This is a genomic window from Pseudomonas sp. P65(2024) (assembly GCF_057480955.1).
On sequence record NZ_JBLIYX010000001.1, the window covers coordinates 280573 to 297354 of the forward strand.

The 16782-nt window shown below is 62.4% G+C and carries 18 protein-coding genes and 2 pseudogenes; 2 read left to right on the forward strand and 18 right to left on the reverse strand.

Going from position 1 to position 16782, the window contains the following annotated elements; all coding sequences use genetic code 11:
• Positions 1-132: 132 nt before the first annotated feature.
• Complete coding sequence (gene umuC / locus AC25MA_RS01375) at positions 133-1404, reverse strand: translesion error-prone DNA polymerase V subunit UmuC (protein WP_486971706.1); 1272 nt, start codon at positions 1402-1404, stop codon at positions 133-135.
• Positions 1394-1822, reverse strand: a complete 429-nt coding sequence (locus AC25MA_RS01380; RefSeq protein WP_486971707.1) for a LexA family protein — start codon at positions 1820-1822, stop codon at positions 1394-1396. The genes umuC and AC25MA_RS01380 overlap by 11 nt, the downstream gene beginning before the upstream one ends.
• Positions 1823-1929: 107 nt before the next feature.
• Between AC25MA_RS01380 and AC25MA_RS01385 the strand changes: the two are divergent.
• Positions 1930-2608, forward strand: a pseudogene (locus AC25MA_RS01385) (SOS response-associated peptidase).
• Positions 2609-2654: 46 nt separating this feature from the next.
• Here AC25MA_RS01385 and AC25MA_RS01390 read toward each other — a convergent pair.
• Together AC25MA_RS01390 and AC25MA_RS01395 are read right to left on the reverse strand one after the other, a co-directional pair.
• Positions 2655-2840, reverse strand: coding sequence for a hypothetical protein (locus tag AC25MA_RS01390; RefSeq protein ID WP_280093045.1), 186 nt, complete (start codon positions 2838-2840; stop codon positions 2655-2657).
• A gap of 85 nt (positions 2841-2925) precedes the next feature.
• Positions 2926-3720: a DNA adenine methylase gene (locus AC25MA_RS01395; protein ID WP_096049758.1), complete on the reverse strand. Its 795-nt coding sequence runs from the start codon at positions 3718-3720 to the stop codon at positions 2926-2928.
• A gap of 174 nt (positions 3721-3894) precedes the next feature.
• Here AC25MA_RS01395 and AC25MA_RS01400 point away from each other — a divergent pair, with 174 nt between their 5' ends.
• Positions 3895-4443 (forward strand): hypothetical protein, encoded by a 549-nt coding sequence (locus tag AC25MA_RS01400; RefSeq protein WP_486971708.1) that lies wholly within the window; start codon positions 3895-3897, stop codon positions 4441-4443.
• Positions 4444-4463: 20 nt separating this feature from the next.
• Here AC25MA_RS01400 and AC25MA_RS01405 read toward each other — a convergent pair whose 3' ends face one another.
• From AC25MA_RS01405 to AC25MA_RS01470, 14 genes and pseudogenes are all read right to left on the reverse strand, one after another.
• Positions 4464-5006 carry a lysis protein gene (locus tag AC25MA_RS01405; protein ID WP_486971709.1) on the reverse strand — a complete coding sequence of 181 codons (543 nt, stop codon included), beginning with the start codon at positions 5004-5006 and terminating at the stop codon, positions 4464-4466.
• Positions 5006-5557: a glycoside hydrolase family 19 protein gene (locus tag AC25MA_RS01410; RefSeq protein WP_486971710.1), complete on the reverse strand. Its 552-nt coding sequence runs from the start codon at positions 5555-5557 to the stop codon at positions 5006-5008. Before AC25MA_RS01410 ends, AC25MA_RS01405 begins: the two co-directional genes overlap by 1 nt.
• Before the next feature lie 23 nt (positions 5558-5580).
• Complete coding sequence (locus AC25MA_RS01415) at positions 5581-6639, reverse strand: phage late control D family protein (RefSeq protein ID WP_486971711.1); 1059 nt, start codon at positions 6637-6639, stop codon at positions 5581-5583.
• Between the two features lie 57 nt (positions 6640-6696).
• A complete protein-coding gene (locus AC25MA_RS01420; RefSeq protein ID WP_486971712.1) occupies positions 6697-6903 on the reverse strand; it encodes a tail protein X in 207 nt (68 codons plus the stop codon).
• Positions 6878-7720, reverse strand: a complete 843-nt coding sequence (locus AC25MA_RS01425; protein WP_486971713.1) for a phage tail protein — start codon at positions 7718-7720, stop codon at positions 6878-6880. The genes AC25MA_RS01420 and AC25MA_RS01425 overlap by 26 nt, the downstream gene beginning before the upstream one ends.
• A 9-nt stretch (positions 7721-7729) precedes the next feature.
• A complete protein-coding gene (locus tag AC25MA_RS01430) occupies positions 7730-10336 on the reverse strand; it encodes a phage tail tape measure protein (protein WP_486971714.1) in 2607 nt (868 codons plus the stop codon).
• A 131-nt stretch (positions 10337-10467) separates the two neighbouring features.
• On the reverse strand, positions 10468-10764 hold the full coding sequence (locus tag AC25MA_RS01435) for a phage tail assembly protein (RefSeq protein WP_062361307.1): 297 nt from the start codon (positions 10762-10764) through the stop codon (positions 10468-10470).
• Between the two features lie 27 nt (positions 10765-10791).
• Positions 10792-11301, reverse strand: a complete 510-nt coding sequence (locus AC25MA_RS01440; RefSeq protein WP_486971715.1) for a phage major tail tube protein — start codon at positions 11299-11301, stop codon at positions 10792-10794.
• Positions 11302-11314: 13 nt separating this feature from the next.
• Positions 11315-12481: a phage tail sheath subtilisin-like domain-containing protein gene (locus tag AC25MA_RS01445; RefSeq protein WP_486971716.1), complete on the reverse strand. Its 1167-nt coding sequence runs from the start codon at positions 12479-12481 to the stop codon at positions 11315-11317.
• 82 nt (positions 12482-12563) lie between these two features.
• Positions 12564-13007 (reverse strand): tail fiber assembly protein, encoded by a 444-nt coding sequence (locus AC25MA_RS01450; protein WP_486971717.1) that lies wholly within the window; start codon positions 13005-13007, stop codon positions 12564-12566.
• A 10-nt stretch (positions 13008-13017) separates the two neighbouring features.
• Entirely contained in the window at positions 13018-14973 is a 1956-nt protein-coding gene (locus AC25MA_RS01455; RefSeq protein WP_486971718.1) for a phage tail protein, read from the reverse strand.
• Entirely contained in the window at positions 14966-15574 is a 609-nt protein-coding gene (locus AC25MA_RS01460) for a phage tail protein I (RefSeq protein ID WP_460415461.1), read from the reverse strand. The genes AC25MA_RS01455 and AC25MA_RS01460 overlap by 8 nt, the downstream gene beginning before the upstream one ends.
• Positions 15571-16458, reverse strand: a pseudogene (locus tag AC25MA_RS01465) (baseplate assembly protein). The gene AC25MA_RS01460 and the pseudogene AC25MA_RS01465 overlap by 4 nt, the downstream one beginning before the upstream one ends.
• Positions 16455-16781, reverse strand: a complete 327-nt coding sequence (locus AC25MA_RS01470) for a GPW/gp25 family protein (RefSeq protein ID WP_486971719.1) — start codon at positions 16779-16781, stop codon at positions 16455-16457. Before AC25MA_RS01470 ends, AC25MA_RS01465 begins: the two are co-directional and overlap by 4 nt.
• Position 16782 lies beyond the last annotated feature (1 nt).

The following is a 16782-nucleotide window of genomic DNA, read 5'->3' on the forward strand; positions in this document are numbered from 1 at the left end:
TGCTGGAGTATTGACGGGAAAAGGCGCCCAAGCCCCACACACTAAGGGCTTGGGCGCTTTTAGTACCTGGCGGCGAAGAGTCAAAAGGGCATGGGGGGGAAATAGGAGGGCGCTCGGTTTGCCTATGCCTTTCTACCGGACTTGCCATAGCTGATCGATTCGCGTCGTATACGAACGACTCATCATCTCCCGCCGCATCCCCCAGTCAGGGGTGTCAGGAACGCTTGCAGAACGCATCGTGCCTCGGCCGTACTTACCATTGATTTCGTCCAGCACCGACATCAGTCGATCGCAAGCCGTCGGCTGAGTCACTGCGAACAGATCATCGCTGAACTCCCCCGGCTGCCGCAGATCCATCAGCAGAACCTCAGCCTTGCTGTAGCGGAAGCCCGAGCGGTAGACCTGCCCCGCCGCTTCGGTGGCAGCCCTGGTAAGCAGCAGCGTGTCGTTGGTTGGATATGGCAGCTCGACCAAGGCGCCCTTGGCATACTTGGCTTCGTCCGGGTTGAACATCCCAGTACGGATGCTGACCCGCATGCGCTTGCATACCGATCCCTGGGCGCGCAGCTTCTCTGCCGCTCGCGCCGTGTAGGTCGCCACCGCCTGCTTGATCGGTGCCAGCTCCGTCAGCCGTTTGCCGAACATCCGGCTACAGCAGATCTCCTGCTTCGGCGGGTCAGCTTCATCCAACTCGAGGCACGGTGTGCCGGCGAGCTCGCGCGCGGTCTTCTCCACCACCACGCTGAATTTGTCGCGCAACATCCGCGGATCTGCCTTCGCCAAGTCCATGGCCATGCGGATGCCCATCGCCTCCAGGTGCGCCGTCATTCGCCGGCCGATGCCCCAAACCTCTTTCACCTCGGTGTTGCGCAGTACCCAATCGCGCTTGAAGTCATCAGTGATATCAACCACCCCACCCGTATGCGCCTGCAGGCGCTTGGCCGTGTGGTTGGCGAGCTTTGCCAAGGTCTTGGTGCGGGCGATCCCCACCCCCACTGGAATGCCGGTACAGCGCAGCACCTTGGCGCGCACATCCCGGCCGAACTGGGTAAGGCTCACCTGCACGCCAGTCAGGTCAGCGAAGCATTCATCGATCGAATAGACTTCGGCCGCAGGCACCATCGACTCAATCAGCGACATGACCCGCTCGCTCATGTCGCCATACAGCGCATAGTTGGACGAGAACGCCACGATGCCATGCCGCCGCAGCTTCTCCTTGGCCTGGAAATAGGGCTCGCCCATCTTCACGTAGGGCTTGGCGTCATATGACCTGGCGATCACACAGCCGTCATTGTTGCTCAGCACCACTATGGGCGTCTTGGCCAGATCGGGCCGGAACACGCGCTCGCAGCTCGCGTAGAACGAGTTGCAGTCGATCAGCGCGAACACCTGGTCACTGGGCATGATCGCGCACGCTGTAGCGAACCACGCCCCAGATGACCAGGTCGTCGCCTTCCATGACGTGCCGCGCTGGGTAGGCGGGATTCTCCGATTGCAGGATCAGCACGCCGTCGCGCCGATACAGGCGCTTGCAGACGGGCTCGGTGTTGATCGCGGCGATCACGATGTCGCCGTGCTCAGCCTCCTTGCTGCGGTCTACGATGAGAAGATCGCCCGAGAAGATGCCGGCGCCCTGCATGCTGTCGCCCTCCACCTGCACCAGGTACACGTGAGGAGCACGCAGGTCGAACAGCTCGTCGAGGGAGATATGACGCTCCAGATGATCCGCTGCCGGCGAAGGGAATCCGGCCGGCACACGGAACGAATACACCGGCAGCAGCGCAGGGCCGCCCGTCGGCGCGCCGAGGAAGGTGATGGTCATGGCAGATCAACTCAAATGAATAGCTGTATATTCGTACAGTAAACTGTCAGACCGCTCATACGTCAATGCGCGGACGCGAGGCAGCCGACAAACGAGCGAGGTGGTTTATGTGCGGGAGGCTAAGTCAGTACAGCGGCATACATGACTTCGTTGACACCCTGAGCATGCCGGAGGTCTGGCGAAACAACGTCAGCGACCCAGCCCCTTGGCCGGTACAACGTCGCGCCAACGACGAACGTGGCGGTGCTTCGAGTAGATGACGCAGGCCCGCGTGCGGACCTGTTGAGGTGGGGGTGGCGGCCGCACTGGGCGGCCGACCGGGCGGCGCCGATCAACGCCAGGGTCGAAAAGGTGGCGCACGGCCCGTTCTTCCGCGCGATATGGCCGCACCGTGCGATCACACCGGTGGACGGTTGGTACGAATGGGTTGATGAAGGTGGGACAAGGAAGCAGCCCTACTACATCCGCCGGCGAGATGGGCGCCCCGCGCTTTGCGCCGCGATCGGTCAGTTCACCGGTAGCGAGCATGACGGGTTCGTGATCATCACCGCCGACGCCCAGGGCGGGATGGTCGACGTGCACGATAGGCGGCCAGTCGTACTGTCGCCCGATCTGGCAGTTGAATGGATTGCGGCCGGCATGCCAAGCGAGCATGCCGAACAGATCGTGCTCAACCTTGGCGAGCCGGCCGACATCTTTGAGTGGCACCGGGTCGGCACCGCTGTAGGCAACGTGCGCAACCAGGGGCCGAGCTTGATCGAGCCTGTGCTCTTGCCAGCCTCATAGCCCCTCCCGGACTAGCTTCGCCCGGGAAAGCGCTAAGGCGTCGAGATTACTTACCCGCCGACTCCGCCATGATCCGGGCTGACTCGGCAAAGCCAACCCACTTGCCGGTGGCGTCCAGGCCGCGGTTCACCAGTTGCTGTTTAGCCAGCTCGTTTAGGTCAATCTCACCGCGCAGAGCCGCCAGCAGGATATGGCTGGGGAAGGTTTGAAGGTACATCTCGGCGGTTTCCATGAAGGGGCTTCCTTTGTGATCGTGGACACAGTAACGCTCCACGCAAATCGAATAACAAGCAGATCAGATCCTTAGCGACAACCATCTAGAACAGGCCTCCCAGGGCTTCGGGAACCCAGTTCATGATCACCAGCTCGCCGGTCACATCAGCCTTGCCTTGCCGCTGGTTGGTGTTGCTGTAGCGGATATCCAGACACTCGAAGTGGAAGCCGTCGAAGGCGCGCCGGATGTCCGGGTGATCGTTGATGCTGACCATCACCCTACCCTTGCAGCGCCGCATGAAGTCGGCCATACGCTCGTACTCCTCGAACGGGAAGTCGACGCCGTAGCCGGCGGTCTGCCAATAAGGCGGGTCCATGTAGAAGAACGTGTGCGCTCGATCGTAGCGCTCGGCGCAGTCGAGCCAGGAGAGGTTCTCGACGTAGGTGCCGGCCAGGCGCTGCCATGCGGCAGAGAGATTCTCCTCGATGCGCAGCAGGTTGATGGCCGGCCCCGTGGTAGCGGTACCGAACGTCTGCCCGGTGACCTTGCCACCGAAGGCATGCTGCTGCAGGTAGAAGAACCGGGCGGCGCGCTGGATATCGGTCAACGTCTCGGGGCGGGTCATCTTCTGCCACTCGAAGATCTGGCGCGAACTGAGTGCCCACTTGAACTGGCGGACGAACTCCTCGAGGTGGTTCTGCACCACCCGGTACAGCGTCACCAGGTCGCCGTTGAGGTCGTTGAGCACCTCCACGGGAGCGGCCTGGGGACGCATGAAGTACAACGCGGCACCGCCAGCGAAGACTTCGACATAGCATTCATGAGGGGGAAAGAGGGGGATCAAGCGGTCGGCCAGGCGGCGTTTGCCACCCATCCAGGGGATGATTGGAGAGGTCATAAGCATGCAAGTCTTTACTGTATAGATAAACAGGTGTTAGGCTCGCCGCGCTTTGTGCACAAGGCAGAGGCTGCGGCTGGACTTGCAGGAATGGTCTGCGGGTTCGGCGGGCCGGGCTGGATGTTGACGCATCCTCCCGGCTCGCCTCTTTTCGACTAAATCAAGGAGCCTCCCATGGACGATCAGGTAAGAATAAATCTAAGGAAGCTAAAGCAAGAAACAGCAGAACTTTTCGGAAAATTAAAAATAGAAATTCCAGTGGCTTTACTGCTGGGAACTTTTCCCCTGCTATTATTTTCCTACATCGAGCGGGACGTAGACGAGATACTAGGAGGACTATTGGCAATAGGCCCGCTGGTATATTACTCAGCCTTTTTACTAGCCCCTTACGCTCTAGTACTGATTATCAAGCACACCATCCGGCTAAGCTTCGACTCCACCAGAGAAAAATTAAACTACGTCCATTTAGTTTTTGACGAAGTCGGCCTCGGTTTCCTAACCATTACGAGAACAGCATTAGGCGCAATTATTGGACTACTTATTCTACTGCACTTCTCCGACATCATATCTGGCACTCCAAAGCAGATTGCAAACACATATGTCAACGTGGCATTTCTGACGACAGTCAACTGCCTTGGGGCGCTAATTAAGGACTGGGCAAATAAGGGAATAAATAGACCTGCAGAGCCAAACCCTATAAGACTTGGCAAAGAACTACGCTAATTTCCAAATCTAACGCTCGCCTATTTTGACAGCTCTCGAACATATTGCTGACAGGCCCTCAAGGCAATGATTGCTCGGTCCCCTTCGTTGGTGATGGCGACAATTCGTCGAGCATGCGCTGGGTCAAGTTGGGCGCGTAGGGTTCCATCCACCACGCCTCCGGTGCCGGCGGACGCTCGCTCCCTACCGTCACAACCCTGGGCGGCAAGGGATCCGGCGTCGACCAGGACTGACAACCGCAGATCAGCAGTAGCAAGCCGGTCGCGCAGGCGAGCCTGAGCTTGTTGAGCATCGTTCATCTCCTTCCAGTGGGTTTTGCCTTGGGCCTGCAGGCGATCTTCCAAAGCGCGCCTTGCTGCCTGCTGCTGTTCGAGCTGGTCGAGCGCCGCCACTGCAGCAGCCTCCCGCTCCCGGCCATGCTCCAGATCCTTTGTCGCAAGCTGCTGCTCATAGCCCGCCGCCTGCGTGGCCAGCTCATTGGCCTGCCACAACCAGGCAAGCCGCGCACCGACCACCGCCCCGAACACCAGGGCCAGCAGGGCGAGCCGCGATTCGAGGCCCATCAGATCAGCACCTGCTCGGCACGCCTGTAGATCGCCAAGCGATCCTCCAAACCATTCAGGCCGCCGTTAATGCGGCGCGTGATGGCTTCGAACGCCGCCGGCCCCTTGTCAGCCAGCGAGTTAAGGCCCGCCTGATGCCAGAACCACCCGGCCGAGTCAGCGGCATGCTCAGGGCGCTCGAGGAGTTCGGGGTGGGCCAGCAGGTCCAGGCCCAGCGCTTCGCCACAGCGCTTGTAGTTGTCGTGCCCGGTGACCTGAATCAGGCCCCGGCCGCGGTACTTCTGGCCGTCGCCGTCTGCCTCGGGCGTATTGCCCAGGCGCCCGGCGAGCTTGCCGGTGTCATACCTCGACAGGTACTGATCGCTGCCCAGCTCGCGGACGTAGCGCAGCTGGCCAGATTCATGGCCAACCTGGGCAAGCCAAGCACGCTTGCGGAAGGGGGTGACTATCCCCCACTTCACCATCGACGCGTTCAAGACAGGAAGAAAAACGCCGGCTTGGGTGCCGGCGTTGGGGAGGATCTGCTGCAACTGCTTGAGTGTGACGGTCATCTTGAATCTCCTGTTGTGGCCGCTCAGGCCGGGTTCACCGCGACCACCCTCAGTGACTGGTCGGATTTCTTTTTCTTGCCCTTGCCTTTGGCCTTGGCCTTACCCTTCTTCCCGCCGTTGCACTCCACCGCGGTCGACCAGCCAGAGGCATCGAACGTCTGCTCGACGCTGTCGACCAGGTACTGTCCGTCCAGCCCATCCTTGAAGCCCTGGGCGTTGATTACCCGCTCAGCGAACAGATCGGTTCGACCGGCCATCTGCAGGCGCACGCTCGCCGTACTGCGGTTGAACGCCGCGAGCTTGGCTTTAGCCGCCTGCTGGGCTGCCGACTTGTTCGGGTAGATGTGGCGATCGGTATGCACGCCCGGCAGGCCGGAGGGGGCGTCGTCGTTGCTCAGCTCGATGACGGCCAGTTCTCCAGTCTTCTTGTCCTGGTGCGTGGTTTTCACGGCCGCCTGCGCGTTGCGATCGCCGAGTCGGAACTGCCACCGGCTCACATCTGCCGGGGCGATGGTGACCGTGCCAAAGGCCTTGCCGCTGGCACTCAGTCTGGCTTCGCGAGGCATGACCAGCAGCTTGCCGTCGGCCACCTTCGCCGTGCAGTCGTACTGCTTGGCCAGGCGGGTGATGAAGTTGAAGTCGGACTCGTTGCGCTGGTCGACGCGATCGACCTTGGTTTGCACCGGACAGACCGGTGTCCAGCCGTTGCGGGCGGCGATGTCGCGGACAATCTGCGACAGGGGCACGCCTTCCCAACTGCCACTGCGCGTGGTCTTGCCGGTGCCGCGCATGTCGCTGGCCTTGCCCCTGATCACCATGGTGCGGGGTGGCGCCGAGACCTCGATCTCGTCGACGGTGTATCGCCCCAGGCGAGCCAGCGCCTGGCCAACGTAGCCCAGGTGGACTTCGATCCGGGCGCCCCTGGCAGGCAAAGCCACCGCAGCGTCGCGGTCATCGATCCGCAGCTCGAACTCGTCGGAGTCCATGCCGGGCTTGTCGGTAGTTCTCAGCAGGATCAGCCGGTCGTTGATCAGCATCGTGATGTCCCTGCCATCAGCGACGATGCGGAAAGTGGGTTGCATAGGCCCTCCAGAATGAAAGAGCCCCGCACTGGGCGGGGCTCGGTGTGTGGCGGTGGGTCATCTCCACAGCTCGATTGTCTCGATCGACGGTGCTGCCAGTTCGGGCAGCACGATGATCACCCCGGCGCGGTAGGGCTGTGGCTCATCCGCCAACCCAGGGTTCTCCTGCAGCACCAGCTCGACCGTGCCGTTGAGGTGCCCGTAATGCTGGTAGCACAGCGTGTCCAGCAGATCCCCGTCAGACGTTCTGCATGTCGTTGCCATACTTCACAAACTCCAGTGAGAAACCCTGCTTGCGCGGGATGCCGCCGGCCAGCAGCGCGCCCTGCTCTTCGTCCAAGTTGGTCAAGCACCAGGTGCCCAGCACGTCGCCGTAACCGGTCACCAGGCTGACCGGCTGTAGCCGGCGGACGATTGTGCGCAGCGCATCCAGCTGCTTGATCCCGCCCCTGCTGGTGAAGATCACTCCCTTGAGCGTGATCTTGTCCTCGCCCTGCCCGACCGCCTGCTGCGCAATATCCCGCGTGAGGCGCTCTTGGCCGGCCCAACGCGCCGACGTCTGCCGGCGGAGCTCGTCAAAGGCTGCGGTATCCAGGTTGAAGTAATACGGCTGCAGCTTGGCGTCGAGCGGCTGCAGGATCAGCAGGTGTGGGAATGGTTTGATTGCCTCGGCTGCCGGCGTGGCCAGCGGCGCAAGCGCACTGGTCGGCAGAATGTTGGCCAGCGTAGGGCTTGCCTGCCCAGCAATGCGGCTGATCGCCGCTGATGCCCTGCCGGCCTGTTCCTTCAGCGAGCCGATGCGGTCTTGCACCGCTGCCGCTCCGCTGACCACCTGGCTGTAGGTTGATGCCACCTGCCCCACCGTGGACTGGGCCGCACTGATGGCTCGCATCGTGCGCTGCAGCTTCTGGCCGAGGGCCGGGCCAAGGACTGGCAGGCTCTCCAGCTCCGAGGCGGCTCCGGTCATATCGCCGACGGCACCGGTCAGCGGTCCCAGCATACCGTCGAGGCTGGTGCGGCCAGCCTCCCCCGCCGCAATCAACGACGACAGCGTCGACTGCATGGACGCCATATAGGCCATGGCACCTCCTTAGACATGTGGTTGATCGAAGAGCTGACCAGAAGCCTGTCGCGCAAGGCTTTCCCGTGACCAGGTCTCCCAGCTGTTGCGGATCATCCCCTCGAGCGAGCGAAACACCTGCTGCGGATCCTTGACGTCGCCTTGAACGGTGATCGGCATGTTGGGCATGTAGGAGAACTGCTGGTCGACCTTGGGCGGGTCCGCTTTCGGCTTGGCCTGCTCGAGCGCCTGGGCCACGACGGGCGCCGTGGGAGCGGGTGCTGCGGCGGCGATCGACCGAGCCACATCACCAGGGACCGACTTATCCTTGTCCGCCTTCGCCACCTGCTCGTCCTCGCCGAACAGTTTCTTGCCCAGCCAGCCGCCCAGGCCCTCACCGCCAAGGCCGCCGATCGCGGCCCCGATAGCACCACCAATCGCCGTGCCCAACACGGGCACAACAGAACCGAGCGCCGCACCTGCAGCACCGCCCGCCAGCGCGCCGGCCAACCCGCCCGCCGCGCTGCCGTAGCCCTCGGCTTTCTCGTCCTGGGTTTTCGCGTTCATGGCCGTCTCGACCACGGTCATGCCCGCATCGAGCACCTTCCCGCCTGGGAGTTTGCCGACCACCTTCGACACCTTGCCGACTGCGCCCATCACCCGGCCTATCCGACCGACCTCGGCTGCAGCCGTCGCAGCGCCTGCGGCCGCCGCACCTGTCGCAGCCCCGGCTTGAGCGACTCGGCCGACAGCCCCCGTGGGAGCAGACCGACGCGGTGCAGCCCCGCCCCGGCCCCTGCGCTGCCGGCGACGCCGTCGACCACCTGGTTCACCCGCGTCGACCGATGAGCCAAACCCGCCAAGGTCCTTGGCGTTGACGACAAATACACGCTGCAGCTCGCTCCCGAGGCCACCACGATCATCGTTCGCAGCACCCGCACCGAACACCTTGCCTAAGGCGCCGAGGCCTGCATCGACCATCGGGTTGCCCGTCTCCGACAGCTCTCCCTCACCACCGGCGCCACGCCCCATCCTGCGGCCCCGTGCGAGGTTGATCACCCCACGCCCAACCTTGATCGCACTGCGTGCCGTGAGGAACGCCATCACCGCCGCAGCGATGCCCGAGACGCCCAACACCAGCCCAGGCAGCTTGTCCGACAGATAGGTGATGCCATGAGCGACCTTGGTCAGCCCTGTGGCGAGAAGATCAGTGGCCGGGCGGATCGCATCGCCAATGCTGCGCATCGAGTCATCCACGGCCTGGCCCAACTCGCTCCACTGCTGCTTGGACGTTTCTCGACGCTCGGCCAGGTTCTTGTCGAGGATGCCCCCTACCTTTTTCGCATCAGCCGAATCGGCCTTGAGGGTGTTGTACAGCCCCCGGTTCTGCGCGTAGGCCGTGAGCGCTGCCTTGACCTGCATGTCGGCGAACACATCACCGGTACGCAGGCTTCTTTCCAGCGCCTCGAGCGACGCCTTGACCTTCTCCGGGTTAGCCTCCTTGTCGATGTTGGCCTGGGCGTCCTTCATCGCCTGGGCCTTCTTCGGGTCGGTCTTCTCGACGTACTGCATGGCCAGGCCCATGGACGCCTCAATGACGTTCATGCCCTTTTGCAGCCCGGTGTTCAGCGACTTCTGGTAGTCAATCCCGGCCTTTGCATAGTTCTTCTGGATATCACCGGCACCGATCTTCTCAATCCAGTTCTTGAAGTTGTTCGCCGCCTCATCGGCGCTGCCAGCGGTCTTCATCTGCACCTGCAGCATCGAGCCCAGCGAAGTGACCGCATCCAGCCCGGTGACGCCGTTCTTCTCCATCCCGGCCAACAGTTGCGGGAACCACTTGGCCATGTCGGACGCCTCGAAGCTGCCCGCCTGCCCCTGATACGCGATGGCCTCCAACGCCTGCTGCATGACCTTGGGATCGGTGATCTTGGCGTTCTGCTGCAGCGCCTGGATCATCGCCGCTGTGTCGACGCCCGAGGAGCCTTGGCCGACAGCGAATTTCGCCGCCGTCGGTGCATAGGCCATAGCCTTGTCCACCTCCATACCGGCGCCGACCAGCTGGTTGATCAGGTCCGCCACGTCGTTCCGCGACATTCCGGTATCACGCGCGGTATCGATTACCGCCCTGCTGAGCTGGGCCTCTTGCGGCTTGTTGACGATGTCCGACTTGATCGCGATATCACGGATGATCGCTTGATAGTCCGCACTGATCTTCGTCGGGATCGCCGCCAGACCTGCGCCGACCACGGTGGCACCGATGTTGGACTTGAGCGACGACTTGCCCGCATCGATCTGCTGCCGGCCTTTCTGCTGCAGATCTGCAGCCTTCGCTTCACGCCCGAGTCGCTGGTACTCCTTGGACAGCCGGCCAACCTCGACGCCCTGTTTCTTCAGCGCATCGAGATTGCCCTCCAGGCGCCGCAGCAACCCGGAGGCCGCAGCCGCGCCGCTGTCGTGCGCCTTCTTCCATTCCTCCCGGAGCTTGATCGTTTCGCCGATGGTGTTCTTCAACACCTTCGCGCGGCTGCCGCTCTCCTCGAGCTTCTTGATATGCCCCTTGGCGGTACCGAATGCCGAACCAAGCGATGCGGCAACGGCCCCGCCAATTTCCAGCGCGATCGCCAGCTTTGCCATGCGCTACCCTCCTGCAGGCTCAATCCGTGAGCCACCAGACGATGTCCATCCAGGGCATCGCAGAGATCTCCGCCGCCGAGAAACCCAACTCTTTTGCCAGCCGCTTGGCCAGCTGCTTCTGAGCTCGCGGGTCAAAGCTCGTCGTCTTGCACCAGGCGAAAATAGCCGGCCTGCAAGCGGCTGTAGTCCTTCAGGGTCAAGCCTTCGAGGTCCTTCAGGCCGACCTCGGCCAGCGAGGCGAACAGGTTCAGTTCGCGTTGTTCATCGTCACCGTTGGTGAGCTGCTGAGCGGCACGGATGTCGCGCACCGTCGGCGCACGCAGGTTCAACCTGTCGACCTGCACGCCATTGCACTCGGCTGGCTTGCTCAAGGTGACGATGACGCGGTCGGTTTCAAGCTGCAGGTAAGTGGGGATCTTCTTGCTCATGAGGTGTTGTCCTTGTCTGTGAGTACGTTAAAGGCCCAGGGCCTGGCGTTGCTGGGCGAGCTGGTCGACGCCGTCGATCACGCGCTTCATGCCCAGGGCATCGATCTCGTAGATCAGGCGCCCGTCTACCTCGAGCTTGTAATAGGTCACCGCGACGTTGTGCTTGATCTCGGCCTTGTCGCCCGCCTTCCAGTCGCCCATGTCGACCTCCTTCAGCGCGCCGCGCAGGGTAACGATCACCGGGGTGACCTTGCCCTTGAGGCCCTTGAAGGCGCCGCGGAAGGTGCCGTTGAAGGCGGTACCGTCGGCCAGGCCAAAGAACTTCAGCGACTCGCGGCGCACGCCGGTGGTGGTGAAGGCGGCTTCCTGCTTCTCCATGCCCTGGTCCATCTCGACCGGCATGTCCATGCCGCCGGGACGGTGCTCTTCCATCTTCAGGGTGAGCTTGGGCAGGGTCAGGCTGGGCACGTCGCCCTGGAAGCTGACGCCATCGACGAACAGGTTCAGGTTGGCCAGTGTTTCGGGAATCATTGCCATGTGGATGCGCTCCTTAAGCGGCGGAATCGAGGACTTCGGTCAGCCACTGGTTGGTGACCTCGACGCGGAAGTTGGGGTTTTCAGCCGGCGGGACATCGGTGAAGCGGATGTTCCAGTACACCTTGCCCTGCTCCAGCTGGCTGGCGGTGTTCAGCTCGGGGTCGGCGAACACCTCGAAGTTGATGATCGCGCCCTGGTTCTTCAGGTCGCGCATGAAGGCCTGCAGGCCTTCGGTGACGTCCTTGACGTAGGTCGCGGTGATCGAACGGTCAACGGCCCACTTGTGGCCGTAGAGGATCGCGTCCATGACGATGTCCATGGTCCGCACGCGGGTGACGAAGGCCCACTTCGGATCGCTCGACAGGGTGCGGTTACCCCACAGGCGGTAACCGTCGTCGCGGATGATGGTGGCGATGTTGGCGTTGTTCAGCAGGTTGGCCCGGCAGGTCTCGTCGCCGTCGAGGAACTCGATCGGCCGTGAGGTGCCGGTGATGCCGACGAACTCCTTGTTCGACGGCGAGGCCCAGAAGCCGTACTCGCTGTCCGTCCACGCGAACAGACCGGCGACCCAGGCCGAGCTGGGGGCATCCACCGTGGTGCTCGCATCGGTATCCCAGAACCGCACACCGGGGTCGACCAGGAACGCGCGCTTGGCACCGAACTCGCCGGCATAAGCAGTGGCCGCTTCGTCGGTGGTGTTCGGCCCGTCGATGATGGCGATCCCACGCAGTTTGTCGGCCAGGGCCACCAGCGCGGTACCGACGGCCTGGGTGGCGCTGTGCTTGGGCGCGACCAGCAGCCTCGGTTGAGCGTTGAACCGGCTCTTGCCGTCGAGCAGCGCCTGCAGGCCGGTGCGCTGGCCGCCTGCCTTGGTCCCCCCGATGATCGCCGAGGTCTGTTCAGCAGCGTCCTCGAGCTTGGCCACGCCGCATGCGACGATGACGGCCTTGGCGCGGGTATAGATTGCGCGGCAGGCCTTGGTGATTGCCGCACCTTCGCCGAACGCGGCGACCGCCTCGCGCTCGCTGGTGATCAGCACCAGGTCATTCGCCTTGGCCGTGGCGCCCGGGCCTTCGGTGAAGGTGTCGACCAGGCCGATGATCGAGGACGACGGCAGCGCGATGCTGCGGGCGCCGGTGTCGACGTTGGTCACGGTGACGCCGTGAAAGAATCCACTCATGCAAGTCTCCAGATGCGAAAAGGCCCCGCAGAGCGAGGCCGTTGGTTCAGCAGGAAAGAAAACGCCCCGTCAGTGCGGGGCGTCAGGGGTTGAGGTCGGGCAACCAGGTCGGAACCGGCGGCCGATGCTCGATCAGTGGGAAGTCTCCGCCCTCGGGCCATGTGCGGAGCGCGCGGCGGTACGCTTGCAGCTCGGCATACTGCTCTTCGGCCAACGTGGTGGTCCCGCCATCCTCCAGCTCATCGCGGTGCCTCGAGACCAGGGGATCAGTTGCCGCAAGCTGAGCATCACGCCAGGATCGCTCGAAGGCCTTCAGTTGTTCCATGGCTAGCGGCGGCGGATCGATCAGCACCGGATACCCAGCCTCATCCGAACTAACGACCTTGGCACCGGAGGATAGGCCCGACAGCACAGCCTGCCATTCAGTCTCACTGATCTTCACCACATCCGACGGCATATCTACACCGTGCACGCTGAGGTAATAAGCACCGCATGTGGACGGGCTGAAATACACTGCTTCGTTCATAGTTCCGACCTCAATTGCCAATGGCTCGCCACATAGCGGTCCAGCCCGCCTGTGCGGCATTTGCCGAGTTCTGAATTCGAACCTGACAACTTGTCTTGGTGAGCGAGGCCCCCATGACGTTGTGCATAAGCGACAGTGAACCCAAGTGCATCGGTGTGATGTTGAACACCGCGTTCGGGAACGCTATTGGGAACGTGATGTAAATCAGACCGTTTGCATCCGTCTGACCCTGCCCCCATTGTTCAATGAGCCCATCCGGGCGCTTCGCCCAACCGGATTGACCCAGGCTCGAGTGGAACAACGGAGAATACATATCCTCGGCAGAGCCTCCAGCCAGCACCCATGAGTTGATGTTTTCGGAAATCACTCGTGCACTGCAGCCAGGCTTAATGGTGATGTTTGCTCTTATGCCACCACCTGCATTGATGGACGATCCTGAGTTTGCAACCAACGTGACGTCATAAATTCCCCAATTCACGATATGGAATGCAACCCCCGGTACGGCTCCCGCTGGCAGCGTGATAAAACCATTCGACGCCATGTTTGCCATGACCAGCGCTCCAGCATTGGCCAAGATCAAGTTTGCCGAGGCTGTGAAACTCACTACCCCAGCTTGATTCCCGAGCGAGCGCTGCACAAACTCCGTCGTCGCAAGGTACTGGGCATTGTCGAACTGCGGCCGCGTTGGCCAGCCTGGACTGGACATGACAGCTGCATACTTGAGAAACGCGGACCCGCCCCGCAAGCGCCAAGTAGTCGATACCTTCACGAACTCAGCACTATCCCCCATCCCCAGGACGACAGGTATTACAGCGGCGATTTGAGATGCCAACACATCCGCCCCGGCAGCCAGGACTGTTAATGCACCACTCCCGGAGTTCACCAGTTCCACCACAGCACCTTCAGGCACCGCAGATGTAGGCGGCAACGTAATGTTGATCGGTGCAGCGGACGCTGCGGCCACAATCCCGCCCACGCTTGAAACCCCAAGCGCGGTGCTGGCAGTGAGCGGGGAAAAGCCCGAATACTCCACGCCCATACGCTTTGCAAAAGCAGTCGTTTGAATTCGACCGCTGTTATCGAACTGAGCTGGGTTTGTCGTGGAAGGCGTGCCCGCGAAGGCTGGCGACAGCAGACGGGCAAAGCCATCGGTAATATCGCGGAACGTCAGCGCAGTTGAGCCAAGAATAATTGGGGCGTCGGTGATCAACTGCCAGATTGTGTCGGCGAATGTCGCCCCCTGCTCGACCGCGACTACCAGGCCGGGGGTGACCTCTGAACTTGTGTCGGCATCAGCTGCGCGGGACCATGCCCCCGCCGCCGCAACCCACAGTCCGTTGTCTTTTGCCGCCGCCTGCTTTGGCAGAAGCAACCGATCACCCGCAACCAGCTGCACGCCGTCAACGACTTGAAGGCCAGCCAAAGCGACGTTGCCTGTGGCTGCGACGCGCACTGACTGCTTGTTGTCCAGCTTGCTGATCTCCTCACTAATCCGGCTGTCGACGTACTCACGCGTGGCCAGAACAACCGCCGGATCGATCTTCAGCTGCACGTTGCTGGCACTGCTCACGATCAGATTCATGCGCACCACCTGCGTGCGCCCGGAGCCCTGATTCAGCAGTGGTTTGTAAGTTGGTGGGCAGTTGGCCACCGCGATCATGTCGCCGTCAGCGTCATACAGCGCGATTTCCCGAATCCAGCGACCACCGACATCGGCCGGGATGATCTGCTCGGCCACGATGATTGCCGCGTTGTTGTCGTCCACCTTCAACTGGTTCAGTGGCGCGCGACGCCACTCGTTGATCAGGCGGGTCTGGGAGGCATTGGGCGTAGGGTCGGTGTTGTTCGCATCCCCCACGCCCATCTGCGTGATCTTCCACGGGATCCCGAGGGCATCCGCGTTGGCCTGCTTGGCCGCCCCCACGTTAGTTAGGATGGCGTAAAACTGTGAGTTCTGATCAACCATAAGAAATGTCCAGGGAGTCAATAGTGTGGTCGCGGCCTCCGCGCCCGACCGCGCCGGTAACATCGATATCCAGTAGCGCTGGCGGGTACACGTCGAGCTGGTCCCCTTCGTTCAGGCCATAACCGATGTAGATGGCCCCCCGCGTCTCCATGCTGATCTCAAGCCCGATCATGTGCCGGCTAACCGGCCTAGCGTCATCGAGCAACGCAGACAATTCGCGGTACGTCTCATCGCTGATGCCTCCGTTCGAGACCCCAACCTTTAGCGAGAACGTCCCGCGCACGCCCGGCGGCGCCATGCGAAACCACTCTACGATCTCGATGAGATAGCCAAACGGCTCAACTACCCGCCGCAATGCCCCCAGCGTGCCCTTGTGGGCATGCACGAAGAACGATGAGCGGATAACCGAGCGCTTGACCGCCTCGGACCAGCTGTCGTCCCAGCGATCCACAGACCAGGCCCAGGCCAGTTGGTACAGCAAGTGGGCCGGACAAGTGTCGGGGTTGTAGAGCGTGCGCAGTGGTACCTCGATCACCTCGTCCGTGGCCATCTCGACGGCACGCTCCAGCTGGGTACTGTTCAACGGAAGCAGGCTTTTCATGGCGACTCTCCACGGGTAACGCTGAAATCTTCACACCAGGCCGCCTGGGCTTTGGTGGGCCGAACATCAGACCAGCCCACCAGCTCCACCCGGCTGACGCCGGCAATGTGCAACTGGGCGTCTACCCCTGAACGCGCCACCTCCAGGCCCAGCCGACGCCGGGGGTTCACCCAGGCAGCCAAGCGAGCCCTGCACTCGGCCAAGACGGCTTCGTTCTCAGGCCCTGTGCCTGACATGTAGACGATCGCGGTGACCTGGTACCGGAGGATCTCCGCGCCTTGGACTGTGAGCCGATCCGCGACCGGCCGCACATCATCGTCGTTCAGGTGTAGCCGCACCGTTTCCAGCAGCTCGGCAGTTGGCTGCCCATTCCCTTCCAGGTCCAGCACCGTGACAACGACCTCGGCCGGGGCCGGGCTTTCCGCCGTGGCGTCAGCGACGCGCCCGGAGGCGTTGCGGGCATGCAGGATGTAGCTGTTTCGCGGCCCTGCTGTGGTCAGCCCTTCATAGACCAGCTGCACCCGTTCACGTAACGCATCGTCTGCCTCCATGACCTGCTCCACCGGAGGGACCGCATTCAGGTCTTGGGGCTGCACAACCAGACGCTTCAAGTTCACGTTCGTCGCCAGCTGATCCAGGTCGGCCCCCGTGGCATAGGCCAGCATCAGCGCCTTGGCTGCGTCATTGACCCGCGCCCTGTTCTGCATACGGCGGTACGCGCCCAGCTCCAGCAACTTCGTGATCGGGTCACTCTCGAGCAACGCATCCCACTTGTCGCCCATGTAAGCCCGGAAGCGCTGCAGTTCTTCACCTTAGATCCCCTCATAATCGAGGCTCTCCAGCACCTGGGGCGCCGGCAACTGCGACAAATCCACTGCGCTCATACACTCACCTCCAACACCGCGATGTCGCCCAGGTACTCACCGGTCAACTGCAGATCGATCTTGCCGCCAACCACTGCCAGCACCCTCACGCGCTCAAGCCGCAGCCGCGGCTCCCAACGACCCAGGGCGCGTGCCACCTCGGCCTGCACGGCGCTCTTCCAGCCATCGTTGACCGGCAGGTCGACGTAGCGCCGCAGCTGGCAGCCATACTCGGGCCGCATGCGGCGGCTGCCGACCGTGGTGCCGAGGATGTCCTCGATGGACTGCCGCAGGTGCGCAACGCCGGCAACCGGCTGGCCCGTTCGACGATCCATGCCGATCATG